Source organism: Kribbella lupini, assembly GCF_039529595.1.
GTDB classification, from domain to species: Bacteria; Actinomycetota; Actinomycetes; order Propionibacteriales; family Kribbellaceae; genus Kribbella; species Kribbella lupini.
Genome location: NZ_BAAANC010000002.1, coordinates 1,275,121 through 1,298,331, shown reverse-complemented (window position 1 = coordinate 1,298,331; position 23,211 = coordinate 1,275,121). Strand labels below are relative to the sequence as shown.

The window sequence follows — 23,211 nt, the reverse complement described above, 5'->3', positions numbered from 1 at the left end:
TCGCGATACCGAAGTCGGCGCCTGCGAACCTGGTCGAGACCAAAGTCGCAGGACGAGAGGGAGCTCCGCATGGCCGAGGGAATCTGGTTGCGCTTCCTGTCCGGGCCCGAGATCGCGTCGCTCGGTCTCACCCGGACGGAGATCGTGGACGCCGTCGAGGAGGCGGTCCGCGACCACGGCGAGGGGCAGACCAGCTTCGAGCCGCGGGTGCACCTGGTCCCGGACAACGGCGGGATCGGGCACTTCAACGTGCTCCGCGGCCATCTCAACCGGCTCGGTGAGCACGGCGTCAGCGGGGTCAAGGTGGTCGGCGACTTCGTCCCGAACTACCAGGTCGGGCTGCCGAGCGAGCTGGCCGTGGCGACGCTGTTCGACCCGACCACCGGCGTACCGCTGGCGATCCTGGACGCGACGATGATCACCGCCGCCCGGACCGGAGCGATGACGACGGTCGGGGCGCGGCACCTCGCGCGGCGGGACAGCAAGATCCTCGGGCACGCGGGGTCCCGCGGTACGGCGTGGTGGAACGTGACGATGCTGGACGACCTGTTCGAGCTGGACGAGATCCGGGTGACGTCGCGGCGGCCGGAGTCGCGGGAGAAGTTCGCCGAGGAGCTGTCGGCGGAGCTGTCGACGCCGGTGCGCGTGGTGGCGACGGCCGAGGAGGCGTTCGACGGCGCCGACGTGATCGTCGAGGCGACGCGGCTGACCGAGCCGGAGGTGCTGCTGCGGACGGCGGCGGTGAAGCCGGGCGCGTTTGTCGTTCCGTACGGGACGGTGAGTGCGGTGGAGCTGGATCTGCTGGACGTGATCGACAAGGTGGTGGTCGACGACTGGCGCGAGGCACAGTCCGGGCGGTTCGGGTCGTTGCGTCGGCATGTCGACACGGGACGGTTGTCGCCCTCGAGCTTGCACGCCGAGCTGGGTCAGATCGTGGCCGGTCAGAAGCCCGGGCGGGAGACCGATGCCGAACGCACGCTGCTGTGGCATCGCGGCCTGTCGCTGCTCGACGTGGCGATCGCGCACCTGATCCTGCGCCGCGCCGAGGAGTCCGAGGTCGGCACGATGCTCAGGTTCCACTGATGCTGATCGAGTCCGCTCAGGACCTCACCCTCTCCTCACCCGGCCCGCTGGAGCTTTCGCCTTCGCTGTTGGATTCGCTCCGCGCCAACCGCGAACGCCTGCTCGAGGCACTCGCCCTGGGCGCGCCCGTGTACGGCGTGAACACCGGCATGGGTGCCATGAGCAAGCGTCGCCTGGACGAGGCCGAACAACGCGTCCACCAACGCAACCTGCTCCTGGGGCGCGCCGTCGGTGGTGCCCCCTGGCTCCCGTACGCCGAAGCCCGCGCTGTCGTGCTGGCCCGGCTTCGCACGTTCCTCACCGGGGACGCGGGCGTGTCAGCCGAGCTGTGTCTCCAGCTGGTTGCCTTGCTCAACAGCGGCTACGTACCGGCCATCCCGCTGGAGGGAGCTGGATCGGCCGGCGAGATCATTCCGCTGGCGCACGCTTTCGGCCCGCTGGTGGGAATCGGCACCGTACTGAATGCCGAAGGCAACCTGTACCCAGCAACTGAAAGTACTTTTGAGTTGGGACCCAAAGAAGGGATCGCCTTGTTGGCGGGGATTCCTGGGGCTACTGGGCGGGCTTGGTTGCAGGTTGCCCTCTTGAATCGGCTGGTGGGGCGGATGGGGGAGGTGGCGGCGGGGGCGGTGGCTGTGGTTGGGGCCAGCCGGAATCCGTATGACCGGCGGGTGGGGCGGGGTGATGAGCTGCTGGCTGCTGAGCAGGCGAGGATTCTTCAGCTTGCGGGAGATGAGCTGGCGCCTGGTGCGCTGCAGGCTCCGGTGTCGTTTCGGGTCGCGGGACAGGTGGTCTCGCATGTCAGGCGGACGGTTGTGCGGCTGGCGGAAGCGGTCGACCGTGGGCTGGACGGGGTCACGGATTCTCCGGCGTTCCTGGACGGCGAGTTCCTGGGTACGGCGGGGTTTCACGGGATCGACCTGGCGGCGCACTGCGATCACGTGGTAGCCGCGCTGACGCATGCGGCGGAGGTGTCGACGGCTCGGATTCATCGGTTGCTCGATCCTGCGGTGACGGGCCTGCCGGCGCAGTTGGCGCGGGCGCCCGGGCCGCAGGCCGGTCTGGTGTCGGTGCACAAGCGCGCCGTCGCGACCACGCACGCGCTGCGGCGCCTCTCGTTGCCTGCGGCAATCGGCGCGATGGAGACGTCCAACGGGCAGGAAGATGTCCAGACCTTCACCTGGGAGGCGGCCGGAAACCTCACAACCGCCGTACGGTTGACGCGCGAAATTGTTGCGGCTGAGTTGCTGACCGTCCACCAGGCGTTCGCGTTGTCCGAGCGTGAAGTGCCTGCTGGACTGCGAGAACTGCACGCTGCCGTGCAGGCGGTGGTGCCGCCCATCGAGGCGGACCGTCCGTTCGGGCTTGATCTGCAGGCGATTCTCGACCACGTGCTGTGAGTGCTCACGGCAACGGGTTGTTTGCTCACGGTGACGCCGGGTACCCGGCCGTCGTACGGAAGTTGCCGTCGACAAGCAGAACGGGGATGAGTCCAGATGAGCACCGCGCAGGAACTGGAACGCACCATCGGGCAGGACGTCTACGACGTGGAGGGCCAGAAGGTCGGCACCGCCGCGAACCTGTACGCCTCCGACCTGTCCGGTGAGCCGGAGTGGGTGACGGTGAAGACCGGCCTGTTCGGCAGCAAGGAGTCGTTCGTCCCGCTGGCCGGCGCCCACGCCGAGCAGGACGGGTTGCACGTCGGGCAGCGCAAGGACCTGATCAAGGACGCGCCGCGGATCGACGACCAGGGGCACCTGTCGGAGGCCGAGGCCGCGGAGCTGTACCGGCACTACAGCATGCAGGCCGGCGGGATGGACCGCGGCATGGCGCAGCCTGGTCAGGAGCGGGGCAAGAACATGTCCGGGAAGAACAAGGACATGAAGGGCCGCGAGGAGATGATCCGCTCCGAGGAGCGGCTGCACGCGGGCACCGAGACGGTGGAGACCGGCAAGGTCCGGCTGCACAAGCGGGTGGTGACCGAGGAGCAGCAGGTCACGGTCCCGGTCAGCCACGAAGAGGTGCACGTGGTCCGCGAGCCGATCGAGAACGGCCGCGCGGGCGGCACGATCGGTGAGGAGGACGTCGAGGTCACGCTGCACGAGGAGCGGCCGGTCGTCGCCAAGGAGACTGTCGCCGTCGAGCGGGTCGGGTTGGACACCGAGACCGTCCGCGAGGAGCAGCAGGTCCGCGAGAAGGTCCGCAAGGAGCAGGTCGAGGTGGTCGACGACGCCGACCCCAAGCACCGCAGAAGCTGAACCTGGCTTCGCTTCCGTCGGTGACCATGCGGCCGAAGGGGTTGCCTGTGGCTGAGGTCGCACCGGCCGGAAACAGAGGGATGCGGAGCCGGAGAGTGTGCGGGGCTCGGGAAGCCGGAGCACGCGCAGCGCCCCGCGAGCGGGCCGGACAAGCGCGGGGCGTGAGCAGCGCCCGGCGAGCGGGGCTGGAAGAGCGCGGGGCCGAGGATGCTTGGACAGGCATCGTCGGCCCCGCTCCTTGTCAGCTGTGGCTGACTGTTACGCCGTACAGGGTGGTTTGGCCGTAGTTGGTGGTGTCGCAGGGGGACGAGTTGGTGCAGTTGGCCTGGGTGTAGACGCCGGCTTTGAAGTAGCCGGTGGTGAAGCTGACCGGGATCGTGGTCTGCAGGACGCCGTTGTAGTAGGCCTTGATCGAGCCGTTGCTGACGACGAACTTGGCCTGGAAGCGGGTGCCGAGCACGTAGTTGCTGGTGACGAGCTTGTACCTGGTGTCGTTGTCGCGCGTGATGTAGAGGCTGGACCCGTCGATCCGGAACGTCGAGCGGTCGTTGCCGTCGTGGATCTGGCCCGCGATCAGCTGGCGCTTGGTGTTCGGCAGGTGGTCGATCGACTGGTCGATCACCATCGTGTGGGTGCCGGAGTTCGAGGACCACTTGATCTCGGTGGTGCCGTTGCTCTCCATCTCGCGCAGCTCGGAGCGGGCGTAGCTGGTGTTCGGCGTGGTCACGCCGTTGACGGCGTTGCGGAACTGGACGCCGGTGCACGACGAGTTCGGCTTGAACCACGGGTTGACGACGTAGGTGCTCAGTCGCGGCCGGGTGATCTGCAGGACCTGGGTGCCGGACTGGTTCGGGTCGTCCAGCGGGAGCTGGAGCTTCCACCGGCTGAGGTTGAGCACCTCGGCCGGGTAGGTGCAGGTGGGTACGGCGGTCGCCGTACCGGCACTGGTCAGGGCGGTTGCGCTGGCGACGAGGGCGGCAAGAAGGGCAAGGGGGCGGCTACCACGCATGGTCGAACTCCTTCTTCGGGGCGGATTATGAGGCCTTGCAGAACCTCCAGGGTCAGAACCGCTGGGTCTTGTCCACGACGTTGATCAGCTCTTGACCGGCGACGAACCGCCGGCAGTTCTCCACCAGTACGGCGTACCGTCGCTCGGCCGCGTGCGGCCCGGCGCCGGCGACGTGCGGGGTGAGCAGGGCGTTCGGTCGGCGCCAGAGCGGGTGGTCAGCGGGCAGCGGCTCGACCTCGTAGACGTCGAGGGCCGCGCCGCGCAGCGCTCCCGCCGCGAGGGCGGCGTCGAGATCGTCGAGCCGGACGGTCGGGCCGCGGCCGACGTTGACGAAGAACGCGGATCGCTTGCACTGCTGGAGGAAACGCGCATCGACCATGCCCTCGGTGGCCGGGGTGTGCGGCACCGTGAGGATCACCAGGTCGGCGCCTGCCAACTGCGCGTCCAGGGCCTCGACCGGGTGCAGCGCAGCGAAGCCGGGCGCCTCTGTCCGACGGGCGTCGACACCGATCACCGTAGTGCCGAAGGCGGCCAGCAACCGGCCGATCTCGGCGCCGACCGCGCCGACACCGATCACCAGAGCGGTTGCCTCGGACAACGGAACGACCGCGGCCGGATCCCAGTCGGGCTTCCACGCGGCGCGGGTCTGGTCCTGAACGTAGCGCGGGAGACCGCGGGTGAGGGAGAGGACGAGAGCGAGCGTGTGCTCGGCGACGTGGTCGGTGTAGGTCGCCCGCATGTTGGTGACGACGAGCGGGTGGGCCACCAGTTCGGGGTAGTAGAAACCGGGTGGCGGGCCGGCCTGCTGGGCTTGGAGCCAACGCAGTCGGGTGGTCACGGCGAGAAGCTCGGCCGGGAGGACACCGTAGGCAGCGTCGGCGGTGCGCAGGGCGTCCGCTGCTTGTGAGGGATCTGGGCTCAGGACGGTCAGGCCAGGGACGTCCGCCATCAGGCGGTCCGCCCAGCCGGCTTCGCTCTCGCGTTGAGGTGGGACCAGAACGAGCTTCATGCCGACCTCGCCTGGCCGGCCTCGAAAACCTCGTGCTGCAAGGCCTCTCCGGCCACGTAGCGGGCCAGCTCTTCGGCCATCAGTCGCCCGTGCCGGCGGCGTTCGGTGTTCAGAGTGCCGGCCAGGTGTGGTGTGACCACCACGTTGGGGAGCGTGAAGAGCGGGGAGCCCGGGAGGGGCGGTTCGGGGTCGGTGACGTCCAGTACGGCGAAGAGGTCCGTGCGTTCCCGCAGTACGGCGGTCAACGCGTCCTCGTCGATCAGCGCGCCCCGGGCCGTGTTGATCAGCGTCGCGTCCGGCTTCATCGAGCGCAGGAGCTCGGCGCCGACGACCTTGCGGGTGGCGGCCAGGACCGGGGCGTGAAGGCTCACCACGTCCGAGGTGGCGAACAGCTCCTCGAGGGAGACCTGACGGACACCCAGCGACGTGGCGACCGCCGGGTCGACGTACGGGTCGTAGGTCTGCAGCACCAGCTCGTGCCGGGACAGTAGACGGGCGGTCGCGCGGCCGGTCGCTCCGAACGACATGAGGCCGACGATCGAGCCGTTGGCGCCGGGCTCATTCGTAGCCCGGGGCAACGATTCGCCCAAGGCGCGGCTGCCGAGCACGTAGCGCCAGCCGTGCTTCAGTGCGTACAGCACCTGCGCGAGCGTGAACTCGGCGACTGACGCGGCGATCACCTCGTTGGCGGTCGTCACGCGGATGCCTCTGGCCCACGACCCCGGGGTCACGATCGAGCGCACCGAGCCGGCGCCGTACAGGACGAGCTTCAGTCGAGGCGCCGCGGCCAGCAGTTCGGCGGTGAGCTGCGGACCGCCCCAGGAGGTGACGAGGACGTCGACGTCAGCGAGCAGCGAAGGAGTCAGATCGGCCGGGGTCAGCGGTGGTGCGGTGATCGTCACCAGCTTCTCCAGGGCGGCCCGTTCCTCGTCGCCGTACACGTCGGGGAAGCGAGCCAGGTCCATCACGTAGAGACCGTTGAGCATCAGTTGACCTCCAGGACAGCGGCGCGGATGGCCTGTTGGCGGGCCGGTGAGGCGAGACCGGCGTGGTAGTAGCGCAGTTCGTCCGCACCGGCCGCGACGAGTCGGCTCACGAGTGACGGAAGCTCGTGCGGACGATCGCCGAGAGCGTTGACGTTGGCAACCAACTGTACGTCGGTGCGAGCCGCCTCGAGTCGCGCGATGGCAAGCTCGGCCTCGTCCCAGCACTTCAGCGTGTACGCGGTGGGGGAAGCGGAGGCCAGGTCGAGCCCGACGTCCGGGCCGGTGACCTGCGGATCGTCGGTCGCCATCAGCAGGACCTCACGATCGCCTGCCAACTCGGTGATGTCGTGGACGAGTCCGCTGATCACCGTGGTGCGATGCTCGTAGAGGGCCTTGGCCTCGGAAGGGCCCAGAGCATCGACCAGGTCTTCACCAGCCGGTACGCCGTCCTGCAGTTCGCGGTCGAGCAGCTCTCGGATGCGTGTGGACAGCTCGTCGGTGTCCAGGGCCTCCGAGCAGGCAGCACAGACGCAGATCGACAGCAGATCCCGCGCACATGGCGACAGGTCCGCGCCGCTCGTCTTCTCGTGGGCGCTCAAATGGTCGAACCCGAGCCAGCCGCACGCCTCCAGCATCAGCGCCGGTACGTCGTACTGGTCGCAGACCTCGCGGACCAGCGTCAGCGCGTACTCGCGGACGTCGGGCTGTGCCGGGCAGAGCGCGTGCGCGAACCGTTCGCCGTACGCGTTGCGCACGGTGAGCTCCGGCGCGGACCGGCCGAGGATCGACGAGTGGGTGAGCACCATCCACGCCTCGGTCCGCAGTCCGGCGGCGGTCAGCGCGGCGTACGCCGTACCGAAGCGGTCCTCGTCCTCGACCGCCCAGCCCGGCGCCGGCGGACGAAGCCTTCCGCTCCAACGCTCCGGGCGGATCCGGAAGTACGCCGCAGCGTGCTCGGCGTGCACGACCCGGTGCCGCGGATGCCAGGCGGTCGTCGCCCGGACCGAGTGGTACGCCGCCTGCAACGTCACCGTGTCGACACCGAGTGAGGCAATCCGCGACGCGGCGGCCGGATCGCCGACCAGGTCCCACGTGTAGGCGAACGTGCCGTGCCTCACCACCGCGGGATCACCGGGTCCCAGTCCGGCTGGACGGCGCGCATCGGCGTGATGTCGTCGCGGGTGTCGAACCCGCACTTCTCGTACTGCTCGGCCAGCCGGGCGAGCGAGTCCAGGTCGAGCTCGACCCCGAGTCCCGGGCCGTCCGGCACCGTCACGGAACCGTCCTTGAAGCTCAGGACGCCTTGGACCACCACGTCCTCGACCAGGTACGGGTAGTGCGTGTCGCAGTCGTAGGTCAGCTCGGGCGCCGCGCCGGCCAGGTGCGTCATCGCGGCCAAGCTGATCCCGAGGTGCGAGTTCGAGTGCATCGACAGGCCGATCCCGAACGTCCGGCAGATCCCGGCCAGCTCGCGGGACCGCCGCAGCCCGCCCCAGAAGTGGTGGTCGGACAGGATCACCTGGACCGCGTCGACCAGCACCGCGGGCTTCACGTGCGCGAACTCGGTGACGCACATGTTGGTGGCCAAGGGCATCGAGACTTCGCGGGCGACCGCGGCCATGCCGTCGATCCCGCCGGTCGGGTCCTCGAGGTACTCCAGCACGCCGTCCAGCTTCCGGCCGACGGCGATGCTGCTCTCGACCGTCCAGCCGGCGTTCGGGTCCAGCCGCAGCGGATGGTCCGGGAACTCGTCGCGCAGAGCGAGGATCGCGTCGGCCTCGTCCTGCGGCGGCAGCACGCCACCCTTGAGCTTGAGCGACTTGAAGCCCCAGCCGTCCACCATCTTGCGGGCCTGCGCGACGATGCCCTCGGCATCCATCGCCTCGCCCCACGTGTCGGTCGCGTAGTCCGGCAACGGTGTGTGCGCGGCCGGTTTGAAGAACAGGTACCCGCTGTACGGAACGGCGTCGCGCACCTTGCCGCCGAGCAGGTCGACGACCGGCCGGCCGAGCGCCTTGCCCTGCAGGTCCCAGCAGGGGATCTCGAACGCCGACAGCACGGTCGACACGGACTTCTCGTCGCTCGCCTCGCCGACCAGCCCGTGCGTGGCCAGTCCGGCGCTCGCCCCGAGCGTCTCGCGGATGATCCGCTCGAGCCCGTTGAGGTCGAGCACGTCGAGGCCGGTCAGCCGGGGAGCGACCTTGCGGAGGGCGGTGAGGATCGCCAGGTCGCCGTACGTCTCGCCGAGCCCGGTCAGGCCCTCGTCGGTGTGCACCTGCAGGATCGAGCGCAGCGCGTACGGCTGGTGCACGCCGTGGATGTTGCGCAGCGGCGGGTCCTTCATCGCGATCGGCGTGATGTTGACGTCGGTGATCTTCATGCGGCGGCCTTCCGGACGACGGTCAGTCCCTGCTCGAGGATCTGGTCGAGCTCTTCCAGGTGCTCCGGCAGCGGGTCGGTCAACGGCGAGCGCACCGATCCGACGTCGACGCCGCGACGGCGTACGGCCGCCTTGACCAGTGAGACGGCGTACCCGGCGCCCTTGTCGCGGAGCTTCACGAGCGGCAGGTAGAACTCGGTGAGCAGCTCGTCGAGCCCGGCCTCGTAGGCGTGCGCGATCTCGGGAGCGAAGCAGTGCACGGCCGAGGAGTACGCCTTCACGCCGACCGCGGCGTACGAGCGCGCGGTCACCTCGGCGGTCGGGAGTCCATTGAAGTACGTCAGATCCGGCGCGACGGCCATCATCCGCTGCAGCAGGTCGAGGTCGCCGATGCCGTCCTTGAAGCCCTGGACGCTGGGGATCCCGGCGAGTTCGGCGACGGAGTCGGGGGTGAAAACGGCGTTGTCGCGCTGGTACGCGATCAGCGGCAGGTCGGTCGACGCGGCGAGCGCGCGGAAGTGGTCGAGCAGGCCTTGCTGCGAAGGCTTGATCAGGTACGGCGGGAGAACCAGCAGGCCGTCGGCGCCGGCGTCGCGCGCGGCGGCGGCGTACTGCTTGGCCATCGCGGTGCCGTAGCCGGTGCCGGCGAAGACGGGGAGCGCGCCCGCCGTCTCCTCGACCGCGGCGCGGACGGCGGCGGCGTACTCCTCGAGGGTGAGCGAGAAGAACTCGCCGGTCCCGCAGCAGGCGAAGATCGCGGCCGGGCCGGCGTCGATCTGGTGCCGCAGGTGCTCGCGGTACGGCCCGAGGGCCAGCTCGCCGGCGGCGTCGAACGCCGTCACCGGGAAGGACGAGAGACGGTCCAGCTGCATGGAATCACCCTTCGCGTGCTTCGGTAAGCGCTTGCCGATCGACGGTAGTCGTCGGCCGTCGTACTGGCAAGAGCTGGTCTGAAAGCGATTTCAGATCTGTCGTGGCGTTCCGCTGAGCGGTCTGCGCGGTTAGCCTGTGGCCTTGCGTGCAAGCGCTTTCTCAGCGAGGGAGGACCGCCGTGCCGAATCGACCCGGCCGGGCGCCCCGCGTCACGATCAGCGACGTGAGCCGCGCCGCCGGCGTCTCCGCGGCGACCGTGTCGCGGGTGCTCAACGGAACCGCCCGGGTGGACGCGGCGCTGACGGATCGCGTGCACCAGGCGGTCGCGTCGCTCGGCTACCGCCCGAACGCGGCGGCGCAGGGTCTCGCGCGGGGTGAGTGGGGGACGATCGGCGTCCTGGTGCCGGACCTGGCGAACCCTTATTTTCCGGACGTCCTGAAGGCGGTCTCCGCGGTGGCACGCTCGCACGGGCGCCGGATGATGGTGATGGAGTCCGACGAGGATCCAGCCGTCGAGCACGATTTGGTCGAGGATCTGATGCGTTGCTGCGACGGTGTCCTGCTGTGCTCCCCACGAATGCCGCGCTCGGAGCTGGCGGAACTGGCCGGGCGGAAGCATCCGATGGTCTTGTTCAATCGGATCGTGCCCGGGCTCGCGGTGCCGTCGATCTCGGTCGACTTCCACGGCGGGATGACGCAGGTGTGCGGACACCTGGCGCAGCTTGGCCATCGACGCGCTGCCTATTTGAGCGGGCCGTCGGCGTCGTGGGCCAACGCCGAACGATTGCGGGCCTTCGAGGCGGCGCGTGCGTTCGGGCTGGAGGTGGAGGTCGTCGAGTGCGGTGCGACGAGCGAGGCCGGGTACGACGCGGTCGGCGCTGCGCTTTCGTTGGATGTCACGGCAATCCTCGGTTACAACGACCTGGTCGCTTTGGGCGCGCTGGCGCGGATGCGGGAGCTCGGCATCGCGGTGCCTGCGGCGTACTCGGTGGTGGGCTTCGACGACATCTCGCTGGAGCGCGTCGCGCACTCCAACCTGACCACGGTGTCGGTGCCGCGCGACGAGCTCGGCCGACGGGCTGGTGAGCTGTTGGAACAGTTGCTGGTGAACGGAGACGACGCGGAGCCGACGTACGTGCCGATGAAGCTTCAGGTCCGCGACACCAGCGGCCCATCGCCGCGGAACTGATGGCAGGTGGTCGCATCTTCTATCACTCGAAGGATTCCTGAGAGGGGAAGTAGCTTTCCCGGGTGGTGGGTCGTTGGGTGTGTGCGGTCCTAACGGACAGCTGACCCTGGGCGTGGTGTGTCGGGGTTGGTGGATCCATTAGCCTGGGTCGGGTTTCGTCGGCGAGGTGGAGGTTGTGTGAAGCGGTTCGTGGTACCGCCGAACTGGCCCACGCCGCCTCGTCGCAGCTGGGTGCCGCCGAAGACGTGGCGGCCGGATCCGGCGTGGCCGCCGGCGCCGGAGGACTGGGACTTCTGGGTCGACGGCAAGGGCAACGCGGTCCGCGGCCCGGTTGGCCTGTATGGCGGTCCGCCGCGGCGTACGGTGATCGCCGGAGCCGGCGGGATCGCGGCTGTTCTGGTGCTGGCCGTGTGGGGACTGTCGACGCTCGACGGTGATCCGCCGCAGTCGCAGGCCGCGCCGATCCTCGACGACCGCAGCCCGACGCCCTCGCTGACACCTACTCCGTCCGCTCCGCCACCGACGACCGTTCGTCCGAGCACTCCGCCGCCGTCGAAGCGGACGGCCAGGCCGACGACCGCTCCCACGAAGACGCGCACCACCAGGGTCCCGGAGCACACCCAGGAGAGCGACCCGACGCCGACGCGGACGACCACCACCACGCGGACGCCACGCCCGACGCGGACCACGCCGACTCGCACGATGACCCGCGAAGAGCTACTGGCCGAGTACTGCCGCCAGCGCGGCTGGCCCTTGGAGTGGTGCGACCCGGACAACTGGCAAGACCCGAACGACCCCCAAGGCCCGAACTCCACCGGCCGCTGAACCACACCGGACGGTCGGCACCGCCCGCACCCCCCGGCCGCACCTGGCCGCCGGCCCCATCCCGCCGCCGGCAGCCCACCGGACGCTGGACTTCCGAGCGGTTGACACCGCTTGCGTCCGGGCTCATCCTTAACCATATGGTTCTGAAACCGGATGGTTATCCATGGATCAGCTGAGTGGGATCTTCAGCGCGCTCGCCGATCCGACGCGGCGCGAGATCCTCTGGGCGCTCCGCCGCGGCGAGGCGACGGTCGCCGAGCTCGCCGCGCCGTTCTCCGTCTCGCAGCCAGCCGTTTCCAAGCACCTGAAAGTGCTCGAGCAGGCCGGGCTGATCACCCGTAGTCGTCGTGGCACCGCCCGCCTGAGCCGCCTCCAAGCTGCGCCTCTGAAAACAGCGACCGAGTGGCTGATCGACTACCGCGCCTACTGGGGCGAGAGTTTCGACCGTCTCGACGACCTGCTCGACGAGCTGAAGGAGCAGCCCTGATGGAGATCGTCGCCGAGCCGGGCGTCCCGCTGGTGCTGATCACCCGGCGGTTCAACGCCCCGCGTGACCTGCTCTTCCGTGCGCACACCGAGCCCGACCTCGTGGCCCGCTGGCTGGGCCCGGCCGGCCTCACGCTCACGGTCAACCAGCTCGACCCGCGGCACGGCGGTCGCTGGCGCTGGACGCACTACGACAGCGACGGCAAGGGGTTCGTGTTCCACGGCCTGTACCACGGGACGCCGAGCCCGGAGCGGATCGTGCAGACCTACGAGTTCGAGCAGTACCCGGGGGTCGTGTACCTGAACACGATCACCTTCGACGAGACCGACGGCGTCACCACCCTGCGGCAGAGCACGGTGTTCCCGACCGTCGAGGACCGCGACGTGTACGTCGAGGGCGGTATGGAGACCGGGATCCGCGCCTCCATGGACCGGCTCGACGCGCTCGTCGCCCAACTGGAGAAGGAGTAGTCGTGCGTGAGTTGATCGTGGACATGTTCAGCACGCTGGACGGGTTCGGGGACGGTGGGCCGCAGTCGGCGGCCTACTGGGGGTACGACGGGCCCGGGCTGCAGGAGTGGGTGGCGCGCAAGCTTGCCGAGGACCACGTCGTCGTGATGGGCGCGACGTCGTACCGGATGATGGCGGAGGTCGTCCAGGAAGGCGACGACCCGTCGTTCGCGCGGATGGCCGAGCTGCCGAAGCTGGTCTTCTCGAAGACGCTGACGCAGCCGTTGAGCTGGGCGAACACGACGATCGTCGACGAGCCGGTGGAGAAGGCGGTGCCGGCCCTGAAGCAGCTCGACGACCTGCCGATGATCACGCTCGGCAGCCCGTCGCTCGTGCACAGCCTGTTCGACGCGGGGCTGGTGGATCGGCTGCGGGTGATGGTGTTCCCGACCATGCACGGGCGCGAAGGCGAAGGGCCGTTGTTCACGAAGTTGCCGTACAAGCAGCTGACCCTGCTCGGCACCGAGGTGATCGACGACCGCCTGGTGTCGCTGGAGTACAAGGTCAACTGAGGCTGCGTCAACCAAGGAAGTCGATCGTCCGCCCGATGCCCGTCGCCTGAGCTGCTTGGTAGACCGGCCACGCGATCGCGAGGTCCTGCCAGGGCAGCCCGACCGGCGCGTAGACCGTCACCTGCGCGGCGGATTCCCTGCCGGGCTTGGCATTCGACAACACTTCGCCCAGCGTCGCACAGATCGCGGTCTCGTCCAGTCCAACGTTGCCCACGGCCCCCATCGCGGCCGCGAGCCGCACGTCGTCGACCACCACACGAGCCCCGGCGAGCAGGTCCGCGCCGACCTCAACCTTGCCGGGCTCGTCCGCGCCGAGCGTCGTGAAGTGTCGCCCGGGCCGAACGTCCGCCGCGGTCAGCAAGGGCTGTCGCGACCAGGTCGCCAGGACGACGATCTCCGCGCGCGCCGCGACCCCGGTCGCGCTGTCGACCACCGCCGCCGGGATGCCCGCTTGTGCCACGAACTCCTCGGCGCGCACGCGGTCGACGTCGTACCCGACGAGATGCTCGACCTGGCGCAACGCGAGCAGACCCCGGACGACCATCGCGGCTTGCGCGCCGGTCCCGACGACTCCGACCGTGCGCGCCGTCTTCGCTGCCAGTACGTCGGTCGCCAGCGCCGCCGCGAGTCCGGTCCGCCACGCGGTGATCGTCGCCGAGTCGAGGAGAGCCAGCAACGACCCGTCGCGCGCATCGTGCAGGCAGACCACGCCGCGCAACGCCGGCGAGGCCTGCGGGAACTTCGCGTTGACCTTCACCGTGTACGCCGGAATGCCCGGGATCGTCCCCGGCAGCAGCGTTGTCGCCGTACCGGGTCCGGGCAGCTCGGTCCGGATCCGCTGCGGCTCGATCTCCACGGCAGCGGTGAACCCGGCCCGCAGCGTGCGTAGGACGGCGGGGATGTCGAGCAGCCCGAGAACGTCGGAGCGGGTCAGCAGGAGCGTCATCAGACCACGTTGAATTCCGCGCGAGCCGCCGCGTCGCGGAAGCGACGGGCATGCAGTGGGGACACGTCGACGAACGGCGTGCGTTCCAGCCAGAGGTCCCGGATCACCTCGCCGACAGCCGGGCCTTGCAGGAACCCGTGCCCGGAAAACCCTGTGGCGTAAAGGAATCGGCTCACGTCGTCCGCCTCACCGATCAGCGCGTTGTGGTCGGGCGTGTTCTCGTACAGACCGGCCCAGCCGCCGGTCAGGCCGACGTCGAGCAGGCTCGGCGCGCGGCGTTCCATCGCCTCGGTCAGGCCGGGCAGCCACGCGTCGGACCGGTCGAGGTGGAAGCCCGGCTCCTCGGACGGGTCCGACATGCCGACGAGCAGCCTGGGACCTTCGCGGTGGAAGTAGAAGGTGCCGTCGAAGTCGATCGTCATCGGCAGGTCGTCCGGCAGGCCGGCAACAGCCTCCGTGACGACGATCTGGCGGCGCAACGGAGTCACCGGCAGTTCGACTCCGGCGTACTGGCCGACCTCGGCGGACCAGGCGCCGGCAGCGCAGATCACCGTCGACGTCCGGACCGGCCCGAGCGTCGTCCGTACGCCGTGAATGCTGTTGCCCACGACATCGATACCGGTCAATGCGCAGCCCGTGACAAGGTGCGCGCCGAGTCGCCGGGCCGCCGTCGCGTAGCCGAGCACGACCGACTCCGGCGAGCAGTGCCCGGCGTCGGGGGAGAAGCACGCGCCGACCAGCCCGTCGGGCGAGATCAGCGGCGCCAGCGCGACCGCCTCGTCGAGGGAGATCATCCGGGTCGGACCACCCGACGCGTTCTGCAGGCGGGTGCTCTGCTCGAACGACGAGACCTGCTCGTCCGTCGACAGCAGGAACAGATACCCCACTTGGTGCAGATCGATCTCCTGCCCAGGCCGTACGGCGAAGTCCGCGAACGCCCGCAGGCTGCGCGCGCCGAGGGCGACGTTCACCTCGTCGGAGAAGTTCGCCCGGACGCCGCCGGCCGCCTTGCAGGTCGAGCCGGAGCCGAGGCTGTCCTGCTCGATCAGCAGCACCCGTCGTACGCCGGCCTCGGCCAGGTGGAACGCGATGCTGGTCCCCATCACACCGCCGCCGACGATCACGACGTCGGCGGACTCGGGCAGCGTCGTCGGGCTCAAGGCAGCAGGAACCCGAAGTCGGCCTCGACCGTGACGGTGTCCATCTGCGCCTTCTGCAGCTTGCCCGAGTAGTCCCAGTTCAGCGACTGCCAGCGGGTGAACTGGTCCAGCACCCAGATGCCGCTCTGCCGCGACCCGTTGCCGGACTTGCCGTTGCCGCCGAACGGCAGGTGCGCCTCGGCGCCCGACGTCGAGTTGTTCACGCTGACCATCCCGGCCGAGATGCCCTGGGCGAACTGGAACGCCTGCTGCGGATCGGTGGTGTAGATCGAGCTGGACAGGCCGTAGCCGGACTTGTTGCCCAGAGCAATCGCCTCCGGCAGGTCGCCGTACGTCGTGACTCCGACGACCGGGCCGAACGTCTCGTTCAGGAACAGCTCGTCGTCCGGCAGCACGCCGTCGACGATGGTCGGGTGGTAGAACAGGCCGGCGGCCGGATCGCCGACGAAACCGTCACGCGGGTTGTCCGGAGTGACCCGGCCGGTCCGTCCGAGCACCCGGTGGTGGTCGCCGATCCAGCCGAGCGACTTCTCGAAGCCGGCCGCGAACTTCTCATCCAGCAGCGGGCCGAACAGCACGTCCTGGGTCGGGTCACCCATCTTGGCCGCCGACACCGCCGCGGCGAACAGCTCGACGAAGTCGGCGTGCACGGCCTCCTGGACGATCACCGTGCCGAGCGAGGTGCACCGCTGGCCCGCCGTACCGAATCCGGAGAACAGCGCGCCCTCGACGGCCAGGTCGAGATCGGCGTTCTCGGTGATCACCATCGGGTTCTTGCCGCCGAGCTCCAGGCACGGGGTCTGCAGGTGCCGGCCGCACAGCTCGCCGATCCGGCTGCCGACCTCGCTCGACCCGGTGAACCCGACCTTGTCGATCAGTCCGGCGACCAGGCTCTGCTCGAGCCCGGCGAAGGTGTCCGGGCCGTCGGCGTGCACGACGTTGAAGACCCCGGCCGGTACGCCGGAGTGCGCGAAGATCTCGTAGAAGGCGTCGGAGACGACCGCGGAGTACTCGGCCGGCTTCCAGACCACGGTGTTGCCGCAGAGCAGCGCCGGGACGATGTACCAGGACGGGACCGCGACCGGGAAGTTGCCGGCCGAGATCACCGCGACCGCGCCGACCGGGCGGCGGAACGTGAACAGCTGCTTGTCCGGCATCTCCGACGGCACGGTCTGGCCGTACAGCCGGCGGCCCTCGCCGAGGAAGAAGTCGCAGGTGTCGATGATCTCCTGCACCTCGCCGAGCGCCTCCGCGAGCGGCTTGCCGATCTCGCGGGTGACCAGGGCGGCCAGGCGGGACTTGTTCGCTGTCATCAGGCGGCCGACGTTCGCGATCACCTGGCCGCGCTGCGGCGCGGGCAGGGCCGCCCATCCGGTCTGCGCCTCCCGGGCGGCCTTCGCCGCCGCGACGAACACCTCCGGACCGGCCAGGCCGATCTCACCGACCAGGTCGGCGGTGTTCGCCGGGTTGGTCGAACGGGTGGTGCGCAGCGGGTCCGGGACGCGCTCTCCGGCGACGACGGACAGGATGACGGACGACACAGGTGGGTCCTCTCGACGGCGGTCTCGGTATCGGCCAGCATCCCATGTGAGCATGCACTGTGAGTGGCGTGCGGGTGACCGATGAACAGATCGCGGCGATGACCACGCAGGAGCGGCGCGAGCTGATCCTGCGGCTGGCGCCGGTCCCGGCCGGGGTGCTGCCGGCCCGGCGGGTGATGGAACGGATCCGGCGCTGGCGGCTGGTGCTGATCCTGCTGTGCGTGGCCGCGCTGATTCCGTGGACGGTGTACCTGTCGGTGACGCTGCCGAACCGGTACGAGGCGCGCAACTGGGTGGCGACCTGGGTCGGCTTCGACATCGTGCTGACGATCATGCTGTTCCTGACGGCGATCTTCGGGTACCGGCGGCGGCAGTTGCTGTTCCCGACGGCGTTCGCGTCGGGCGTGCTGCTGCTGTGCGACGCGTGGTTCGACGTACTGACGAGCCATCCCGGGTCGGATCGGCTGCAGGCGCTGCTGAGCGCGGCGGTGATCGAGCTGCCGCTGGCGTTCGTGCTGATCGCCGGGCCGCTGCGGTTGCTGCGGTACGTCGCGATCCGGAACGGGCTGGTGGATCCGGGGCTGCGGATCTGGCGGATGCCGATCCCACTGCCGGAGCTGTGGCCCTCGACGGAGAAGAAATCGGGCTTGTGAAGGCATTCACAATATGATTGGCTAGGAAACAGCCCGGGCAAGGACCCGGGTGTACAGCGACCCCGAGAGCACCGGGAGGCGTCGATGACCGAGCGCAAGCCGCCAGGGATGAGTACCCAGGACTGGGTCGAGCTGCAGATCCGGCAGGCCCAGGAGCGGGGCGAGTTCGACAACCTGGCGGGCGAGGGCAAGCCGATCCCGAAGCTCGCCGAGCCGCACGACCCGGACTGGTGGGTCAAGGACTTCATGCGCCGGGAGAAGATCGAGGCCGACGTCCTGCTGCCGCCGTCGGTCCAACTGCGCAAGGAGAAGGCGCAGGTCGCCGAGAAGGTCGCGACGATGCGCACCGAGACCGAGGTCCGCGACTACCTGGCCGACCTGAACGAGCGCATCCGGATCCAGATCCGTGACGCTACCGGTGTGGTGATCCCGGTGGGGTTCGTGGAGGTTGAGCCGGTTGTCGAGCGGTGGTTGGAAGACCACCCGCCGGCTGCACCACGGGACCGTGCGGACCACGGCGATCGGCCTGTACGCCGGCGTAGGTCGGTCTGGCAGCGCCTGTTCACTTGAATCACTGACCGAGCAGGTCGCGGGCTGCCTTCTCTATCGTTTCTTCGCTGAGTAGGACGTGTTGGGCTGCGGCGCCGAGGGGGACGAAGGTGTCTTCGCTGGTGACTCGGGACATTCGGCCGGTGAAGCCGGCGTCGACGAGGGCGGCGAGGACGCCTTCGGAGACGCCGCCGGAGCGGCGGGTTTCGTCGACGACGAGGACCCGGCCGGTCGCCTGGGCCTCGCGGAGCAGGTCGTCGAGCGGGAGCGGCGCGAGCCAGCGGAGGTCCAGGACCCGTACGCCGGGGAGGCGCTCGGCGACGCGCAGGCTCATCGGGACGCCGTTGCCGAAGGTGACCAGGGTGAGGTCCTCGCCGTCGCCGTACGTGCGGGCCTTGCCGAGCGGGACGTGCTCGGTCGGGTACGGCGCGAGCCAGGCCGCGTCGCCGTCCTCGTGCAGGTCGCGGCGGTGGTAGAGCGCGATCGGTTCGAGGTAGACGCAGACCGCGCCGTCGTGGCGGGCGGCCGCCGTACAGGTGTGCAGCATCGCCGCGGCGTCGTCCGGGCGGGACGGTGAGGCGATCACGATCCCCGGGATGTCGCGCAGGACGCCGATCGCGTCGTCGTTGTGGAAGTGGCCGCCGAAGCCCTTCTGGTAGCCGTAGCCGGCGATCCGCAGGACCATCGGGTTGCGGTACTGGCCCTGGGAGAAGAACTTGAGCGACGCCGCCTCGCCGCGGAGCTGGTCCTCGGCGTTGTGCAGGTAGGCGAGGTACTGGATCTCCGGCAGCGGGAGCAGGCCGGAGACGCCGGCGCCGAGCGCGAGGCCGAGGATCGACTGCTCGTCGAGCAGCGTGTCGAAGACCCGGGCCGCGCCGAAGGTCTTCTGGAGGCCGCGGGTTACGCCGTACACGCCGCCTTTGCGGCCGACGTCCTCACCGAACGCGATCGACTCCGGGTACGCCGTGAGCACGTCAGCCAGCGCGCGGTTGATGGACTGGCTGAGGGTGAGAGGTTCTTCGTCACTGCTCTTGGTGGGCAGTGCATGCTCTGGAACCGTGGTGAGCTTCAGTGGAGCGGCGACTGCTTCGGCGGAGGCGAGCTGGGGGAGTCCGATCACCTCGCGGGCGAGGTCCATCACCTCGGTGCGCTTGGCCTCGTACCGGTCGATGATCTCGGTGGGTGAGCAGCCGGCGCCGAGCAGGATCCTGGCGGTGCCGAGCAACGGGTCGAGCTCCTCGTCGGCGATGATCTCGGCGGGTGTCCGGTACGCCGCCTCGACGTCGGAGCCCGCGTGGCCGAGCAGGCGGACCGTGCGGAGCCGGAGGAACGCGGGGCGGCGGTTGCGTCGTACGAACGTCGCGGCCTCGGTCGCCATCGTCAGGGTGGCGTCGAGATCGGTGCCGTCGGCATCGAAGTACCGCAGTCCGGGGCGCTGCCCGTAGGCCTGCTTGATCCAGCCGTCCGGCGTCCGCACGCTGATGCCGATCCCGTTGTCCTCGCAGACCAGCAGCAACGGCATCGGGATGCCCTGGTACGACGCGTGCAGGGCAGCGTTGATCGCGCCGGTCGCGGTCGAGTGGTTCGCCGAGGCGTCCCCGAAGCTCGTCACCACCACGGCGTCCGCCGGCCACGGCGACTCCACCCCGAGCTTGCTCGCCCGGGCGATCGAGAACGCCACCCCCATCGCCCGCGGCAGGTGCGACGCGATCGTCGAGGTCTGCGGAATCACCGCCAGATCATGCCGCCCGAACACCTTGTGCCGCCCCCCGGAGATGGGCTCGCTGGTCGCGGCAGCAACTCCCAGGAGGATGTCCCGCATAGCGTCCCCCGCCGCGCTGCGCGCGGCGGGGGACGGGAGGGGGAGGGGGCCGGTCGCCCCGCCTGCGCTTCGCGCGGCGACGATCTCGCCGGCTTGTGCGGCTCTGGCCAAGTAGAAAGCGCCTGAGCGGTAGTGCAGCAGGGCTGGGTCTGTGGGGCGTAGGGCGGCTGCGACCGCGGCGTTGCCCTCGTGGCCCGACGAGCCGATCGTGTAGAAGCCGTGGCCCTGGGACTGGAGCCAGCGGGCGGCCAGGTCGGCGTGGCGGCTGCCGAGCTGGGCGTCGTACAGGCGGCTGACCAGGTCGACGGGGTGGGCGGTCGGCGCGGGTTTCAGGGCGCGGACGCGGGTGGGGAACAGCTCGTCGACCTGACTCACCGCGCCACCTCCGGCGGCTCAGAGGCCGCAGTCGAAGCCGTCGTCGTTGGGGTTCGCGTCGGCCAGTCGGTCCAGGATCCGTGATGCCCGTCGAAGCTCCTCACCCGGAACATGATCCGCGAAGAACGTCGCCACCACAGCATCGACCACGGGTTGGGCGGTCTTCAGCGCCTCCCGACCGGCGGGAGTGAGCTCGGCCCAGGTGGCCCGGCGGTCGGCCGGCGACGTGGTCCGGACGACCCAGCCGTCCTTGTCCTCGAGCTTGGTCACCAGCCGCGTCCCGCCGCTGCGCGAGATCATCAGCTTCTCCGCCAGCGGCGCCATCCGCAGCTTCCCGCCGGCCTCGTCGAGGGCTCGCAGCACCTCGTGCTCGAAGTACGTCATCTTGGCGACGCTGCGAAGCGTGTTGTCCAGATGCGTGTACAGCAGGGTGTCGGCGCGGTAGAGCGCCCGCCACGCGTCCAGCTGTTCCGTGCTCGTCCGCTGAGCTGCCATGGGTTCGAGTATAAACGGTTGACATGTGAACTGTTGATCCACGTAAGGTGCTGGACGAACGGTTTCGCTGTCAACTCTTGAGGTGTGCATCGTGAGCAAGGTGCGTTGGAAGGCGGTACGGCCGCTGCGGCACCGCGACTACCGCCTGCTGTGGACCGGCCTCGCGGTCGCGCTGCTCGGCAGCGGGTTGTGGCTGGTCGCGCTGGCCTGGCAGGTGATCGAGCTGGGCGGCGGCCCCGTCCAGCTGTCGGTCGTCACCACGGCGTACAGCATTGGCCTGCTGGTGTGCGTGCTGTTCGGCGGCATCGCGGCCGACCGGCTGTCGCAGCGCTCGGTGATCGTCGCCGCTGACTCCGTACGAGGGGTGGTGCTGCTCGGCCTCGCCGCACTGGCGCTGCTCGGGCTGCTGGAGATCTGGCACCTGGCGACCGCCGCGGTGCTCGTCGGGGCCGGCGAGGCGTTCCTGATTCCGGCGTACACGGCGCTGGTGCCGCGGTTGCTGCCGCCGGAGGAGTTGCTCGCGGCGAACGGGCTGGAGGGCACGCTGCGGCCGCTCGCGCAGCAGGCGACCGGTCCGGTGATCGGCGGGCTGGTGATCGCCGCGATCTCGCCGGGCGTCGCGATCCTGGTCGCCGGGCTGACGTACCTGTTCTCGGCGGGCTGCGTGCTGGCGATGAACCTGCGGCACGAGCCGGTAAGGGCTGAGGCGACGGCCGACTCGGAGGGGTCGGCTGACGAGGCGGCGCCGACCGGCGTACGGGCGATGGTGGCGGATCTGCGGGAGGGCTGGAGCTACGTACGGCGTACGCGCTGGCTGCTGGCGTCGTTGCTGTTCGGGACGGTGTTCGTGCTGCTGATCCTCGGTCCGCTGGAGGTGCTGCTGCCGTTCGCGATCCGCGACCAGCTGGGTGGGGACGCGCGGGAGTTCGGGCTGGTGATGGCGGCGTTCGGGATCGGCGGGGCGGTCGGCGCGCTGCTGATCTCGTCGCGCGCGCTGCCGCGGCGGTACCTGACCGTGATGACGCTGATGTGGGGCGTGGGCTCGGTGCCGTTCCTGGTGCTCGGGTTCGCGCGGGAGCTCTGGCTGATGATGATCGCGGCCGCTGTGGTCGGCGCGACCGGGTCGGCGGCGATGGTGATCTGGGGGACGCTGCTGCAGCGCCGCGTCCCGGACCACCTGCGCGGGCGGATCTCCAGCCTGGACTTCTTCGTCTCGCTGCTGCTGATGCCAGTGTCGATGGCGCTGGCCGGTCCGGCGGGCGCGCTGTTCGGGGTGACCGCGGTGTTCATCGTGGCCGGGGTCGGGCCGGCGCTGGTGTCGTTCGCGGTGATCTGGTTCGGGCGGATGCGGTCGGACGAGATCGCGCACCCGCTCGATCAGGACGAGGGCGCGGAGAAGCTGATCGCGGCCGAGGCCTGATCGCCGCCCCAGTCGATCGGCGTCCGGCCGGTCTCGCGCCAGCCGGCCCGGTTGTAGAGCGCGATCGCGGCGGTGCAGTTGTCGGCGACCTCGAGGGTCAGGTCGAGCTGGTGGTCGGCGGCGACCTTGCCCGCGTGGTCGAGGAGCTGTCGCCCGAGGCCTTGGCCGGTCTGCTTCGGGTCCACGAAGAGCCGCTCGACCAGCGCCCCGCCTTCGGCCTTGGTCACCGCGACGTGCCCGGCGACCTCGCCGTCGACGGTCACGACCCAGCTGCCGAGCGCGTCCGGCGGGGTCAGCCAGGCCTTCGGGTCGTCGGGCCAGTTGATCGGATAGCCGGCCGCCTCGTGCACGTCTCGCAGCAGTACGACGCAGCTGACGAAGTCGGCCTCGGTCCGGGGTCTGATGATCGCCACCGGGCCATCAGATCACGGCGCCCCGGGGCCGCGGTCGGGGAGCAGGTAGACGCCCGGGTTGCTCGGTGCTCCCGCTTCGATCCACTGCAGGAAGCCCTCGGGGTTGCGCCGCTCGAACTCGTCCAGGCAGATCCGCCGCACCTCGGCCACCGCCTGCCGATCGCGCACCCCGGCGCCGGACGCGAGGGTCTGGGTGGTCTCGCGCCACACCCCGCACAGCTCCTCGATACTGAGCGGGCACTGCAGCCTGGCAATCAGCTTCTCGTCCTCCAGCGCCTGCTCGGCGCTGACCACAGGTTCGTCCGTACGCCGGTCGCCGGCGCGCGTCGTACCCGCCGAGAGCAGCAGATCGAGCGCCGCGAACGCGGCCCCCGCGACCACGATGACGGCCAGGCCGGCTGCACCCCAGGTGAACAGCCGGGCCACGCCGGGCAGGCACAGCACCACGCCCGCGGCGTACGCCGCGATGCTTGCCGACGCGTGGTTGATCGGCTCGTCCGCGAGATGCTTGATCACGGCCGCCAACGGCCAGACCAGCACGAACACGATCCCGATCAGCGCCAGCGCGGCCGCCGCGCCCAGCATCAGGACGGCGACCAGTGCCCCGGCCGTGCCGATCCCGGCACCCGCCGCCACGGCCGCCCGCCGCGCCCTCGGGGAAAGCTTCATCGCCGAACTCACTCGACTCGCACCGCGGAGGACCCTGCTGAATCCCCC

General features: G+C 69.9%; 24 protein-coding genes. 11 read left to right on the top strand and 13 right to left on the bottom strand.

What is annotated here, in order from left to right:
- Positions 1–69: 69 nt before the first annotated feature.
- From ABD235_RS19435 to ABD235_RS19425, 3 genes are all read left to right on the top strand, one after another.
- Positions 70–1,083 carry an ornithine cyclodeaminase family protein gene (locus ABD235_RS19435; protein ID WP_344175937.1) on the top strand — a complete coding sequence of 338 codons (1,014 nt, stop codon included), beginning with the start codon at positions 70–72 and terminating at the stop codon, positions 1,081–1,083.
- The gene (locus ABD235_RS19430; RefSeq protein WP_344175935.1) at positions 1,083–2,483 is read left to right on the top strand and encodes an aromatic amino acid lyase; all 1,401 of its coding nucleotides are present in this window, start codon (positions 1,083–1,085) and stop codon (positions 2,481–2,483) included. Before ABD235_RS19435 ends, ABD235_RS19430 begins: the two co-directional genes overlap by 1 nt.
- A 96-nt stretch (positions 2,484–2,579) precedes the next feature.
- Positions 2,580–3,341 carry a DUF2382 domain-containing protein gene (locus tag ABD235_RS19425; RefSeq protein ID WP_344175933.1) on the top strand — a complete coding sequence of 254 codons (762 nt, stop codon included), beginning with the start codon at positions 2,580–2,582 and terminating at the stop codon, positions 3,339–3,341.
- 241 nt (positions 3,342–3,582) lie between these two features.
- On the opposite strand, the gene ABD235_RS19420 is transcribed toward ABD235_RS19425, so the two are convergent.
- The 6 genes from ABD235_RS19420 to ABD235_RS19395 are packed head-to-tail and all read right to left on the bottom strand — an operon-like array spanning position 3,583 to position 9,597.
- The gene (locus ABD235_RS19420) at positions 3,583–4,350 is read right to left on the bottom strand and encodes a polysaccharide lyase family 7 protein (protein ID WP_344175932.1); all 768 of its coding nucleotides are present in this window, start codon (positions 4,348–4,350) and stop codon (positions 3,583–3,585) included.
- A 52-nt stretch (positions 4,351–4,402) separates the two neighbouring features.
- A complete protein-coding gene (locus ABD235_RS19415) occupies positions 4,403–5,359 on the bottom strand; it encodes a D-2-hydroxyacid dehydrogenase (protein ID WP_344175930.1) in 957 nt (318 codons plus the stop codon).
- Positions 5,356–6,345 carry a hydroxyacid dehydrogenase gene (locus ABD235_RS19410; protein ID WP_344175928.1) on the bottom strand — a complete coding sequence of 330 codons (990 nt, stop codon included), beginning with the start codon at positions 6,343–6,345 and terminating at the stop codon, positions 5,356–5,358. Before ABD235_RS19410 ends, ABD235_RS19415 begins: the two co-directional genes overlap by 4 nt.
- The gene (locus ABD235_RS19405) at positions 6,345–7,466 is read right to left on the bottom strand and encodes a hypothetical protein (protein ID WP_344175927.1); all 1,122 of its coding nucleotides are present in this window, start codon (positions 7,464–7,466) and stop codon (positions 6,345–6,347) included. Before ABD235_RS19405 ends, ABD235_RS19410 begins: the two co-directional genes overlap by 1 nt.
- Positions 7,460–8,725, bottom strand: a complete 1,266-nt coding sequence (locus ABD235_RS19400) for a glucarate dehydratase family protein (RefSeq protein WP_344175925.1) — start codon at positions 8,723–8,725, stop codon at positions 7,460–7,462. The genes ABD235_RS19405 and ABD235_RS19400 overlap by 7 nt, the downstream gene beginning before the upstream one ends.
- Entirely contained in the window at positions 8,722–9,597 is an 876-nt protein-coding gene (locus ABD235_RS19395) for a 5-dehydro-4-deoxyglucarate dehydratase (RefSeq protein ID WP_344175923.1), read from the bottom strand. Before ABD235_RS19395 ends, ABD235_RS19400 begins: the two co-directional genes overlap by 4 nt.
- A 179-nt stretch (positions 9,598–9,776) precedes the next feature.
- Between ABD235_RS19395 and ABD235_RS19390 the strand changes: the two genes are divergently transcribed.
- The 5 genes from ABD235_RS19390 (at position 9,777) to ABD235_RS19370 (ending at position 13,120) form a co-directional block, all read left to right on the top strand.
- On the top strand, positions 9,777–10,787 hold the full coding sequence (locus ABD235_RS19390; RefSeq protein ID WP_344175921.1) for a LacI family DNA-binding transcriptional regulator: 1,011 nt from the start codon (positions 9,777–9,779) through the stop codon (positions 10,785–10,787).
- A 177-nt stretch (positions 10,788–10,964) separates the two neighbouring features.
- A complete protein-coding gene (locus ABD235_RS19385; protein ID WP_344175918.1) occupies positions 10,965–11,612 on the top strand; it encodes a hypothetical protein in 648 nt (215 codons plus the stop codon).
- A gap of 163 nt (positions 11,613–11,775) precedes the next feature.
- A complete protein-coding gene (locus tag ABD235_RS19380; protein WP_344175916.1) occupies positions 11,776–12,099 on the top strand; it encodes an ArsR/SmtB family transcription factor in 324 nt (107 codons plus the stop codon).
- Complete coding sequence (locus ABD235_RS19375; protein WP_344175914.1) at positions 12,099–12,569, top strand: SRPBCC family protein; 471 nt, start codon at positions 12,099–12,101, stop codon at positions 12,567–12,569. Before ABD235_RS19380 ends, ABD235_RS19375 begins: the two co-directional genes overlap by 1 nt.
- 2 nt (positions 12,570–12,571) lie before the next feature.
- Complete coding sequence (locus ABD235_RS19370) at positions 12,572–13,120, top strand: dihydrofolate reductase family protein (protein WP_344175912.1); 549 nt, start codon at positions 12,572–12,574, stop codon at positions 13,118–13,120.
- A 7-nt stretch (positions 13,121–13,127) separates the two neighbouring features.
- Here the strand turns inward: ABD235_RS19370 and ABD235_RS19365 are convergent, their stop codons facing one another.
- Genes ABD235_RS19365 through ABD235_RS19355 form a run of 3 tightly spaced genes read right to left on the bottom strand, consistent with a single transcriptional unit; the run spans position 13,128 to position 16,767 of the window.
- A complete protein-coding gene (locus ABD235_RS19365) occupies positions 13,128–14,066 on the bottom strand; it encodes an ornithine cyclodeaminase family protein (protein ID WP_344175910.1) in 939 nt (312 codons plus the stop codon).
- Positions 14,066–15,226, bottom strand: a complete 1,161-nt coding sequence (locus tag ABD235_RS19360; RefSeq protein ID WP_344175908.1) for an NAD(P)/FAD-dependent oxidoreductase — start codon at positions 15,224–15,226, stop codon at positions 14,066–14,068. Before ABD235_RS19360 ends, ABD235_RS19365 begins: the two co-directional genes overlap by 1 nt.
- A complete protein-coding gene (locus ABD235_RS19355) occupies positions 15,223–16,767 on the bottom strand; it encodes an aldehyde dehydrogenase family protein (RefSeq protein ID WP_344175906.1) in 1,545 nt (514 codons plus the stop codon). The genes ABD235_RS19360 and ABD235_RS19355 overlap by 4 nt, the downstream gene beginning before the upstream one ends.
- A gap of 68 nt (positions 16,768–16,835) precedes the next feature.
- Between ABD235_RS19355 and ABD235_RS19350 the strand changes: the two genes are divergently transcribed.
- Together ABD235_RS19350 and ABD235_RS19345 are read left to right on the top strand one after the other, a co-directional pair.
- A complete protein-coding gene (locus ABD235_RS19350) occupies positions 16,836–17,420 on the top strand; it encodes a hypothetical protein (protein WP_344175904.1) in 585 nt (194 codons plus the stop codon).
- A gap of 84 nt (positions 17,421–17,504) precedes the next feature.
- Entirely contained in the window at positions 17,505–17,990 is a 486-nt protein-coding gene (locus ABD235_RS19345; RefSeq protein WP_344175902.1) for a DnaJ family domain-containing protein, read from the top strand.
- Position 17,991: 1 nt separating this feature from the next.
- On the opposite strand, the gene ABD235_RS19340 is transcribed toward ABD235_RS19345, so the two are convergent.
- Together ABD235_RS19340 and ABD235_RS19335 are read right to left on the bottom strand one after the other, a co-directional pair.
- Positions 17,992–20,166 (bottom strand): thiamine pyrophosphate-dependent enzyme, encoded by a 2,175-nt coding sequence (locus ABD235_RS19340; protein WP_344175899.1) that lies wholly within the window; start codon positions 20,164–20,166, stop codon positions 17,992–17,994.
- Positions 20,167–20,184: 18 nt separating this feature from the next.
- Positions 20,185–20,661: a MarR family winged helix-turn-helix transcriptional regulator gene (locus ABD235_RS19335; protein ID WP_344175897.1), complete on the bottom strand. Its 477-nt coding sequence runs from the start codon at positions 20,659–20,661 to the stop codon at positions 20,185–20,187.
- A 91-nt stretch (positions 20,662–20,752) separates the two neighbouring features.
- On the opposite strand from ABD235_RS19335, the gene ABD235_RS19330 reads away from it, so the two are divergent.
- Entirely contained in the window at positions 20,753–22,081 is a 1,329-nt protein-coding gene (locus ABD235_RS19330; protein WP_344175896.1) for an MFS transporter, read from the top strand.
- Here ABD235_RS19330 and ABD235_RS19325 read toward each other — a convergent pair.
- Together ABD235_RS19325 and ABD235_RS19320 are read right to left on the bottom strand one after the other, a co-directional pair.
- On the bottom strand, positions 22,039–22,494 hold the full coding sequence (locus ABD235_RS19325; protein ID WP_344175894.1) for a GNAT family N-acetyltransferase: 456 nt from the start codon (positions 22,492–22,494) through the stop codon (positions 22,039–22,041). The genes ABD235_RS19330 and ABD235_RS19325 overlap by 43 nt on opposite strands.
- A gap of 12 nt (positions 22,495–22,506) precedes the next feature.
- Complete coding sequence (locus tag ABD235_RS19320) at positions 22,507–23,163, bottom strand: hypothetical protein (protein ID WP_344175892.1); 657 nt, start codon at positions 23,161–23,163, stop codon at positions 22,507–22,509.
- Between the last annotated feature and the right edge of the window lie 48 nt (positions 23,164–23,211).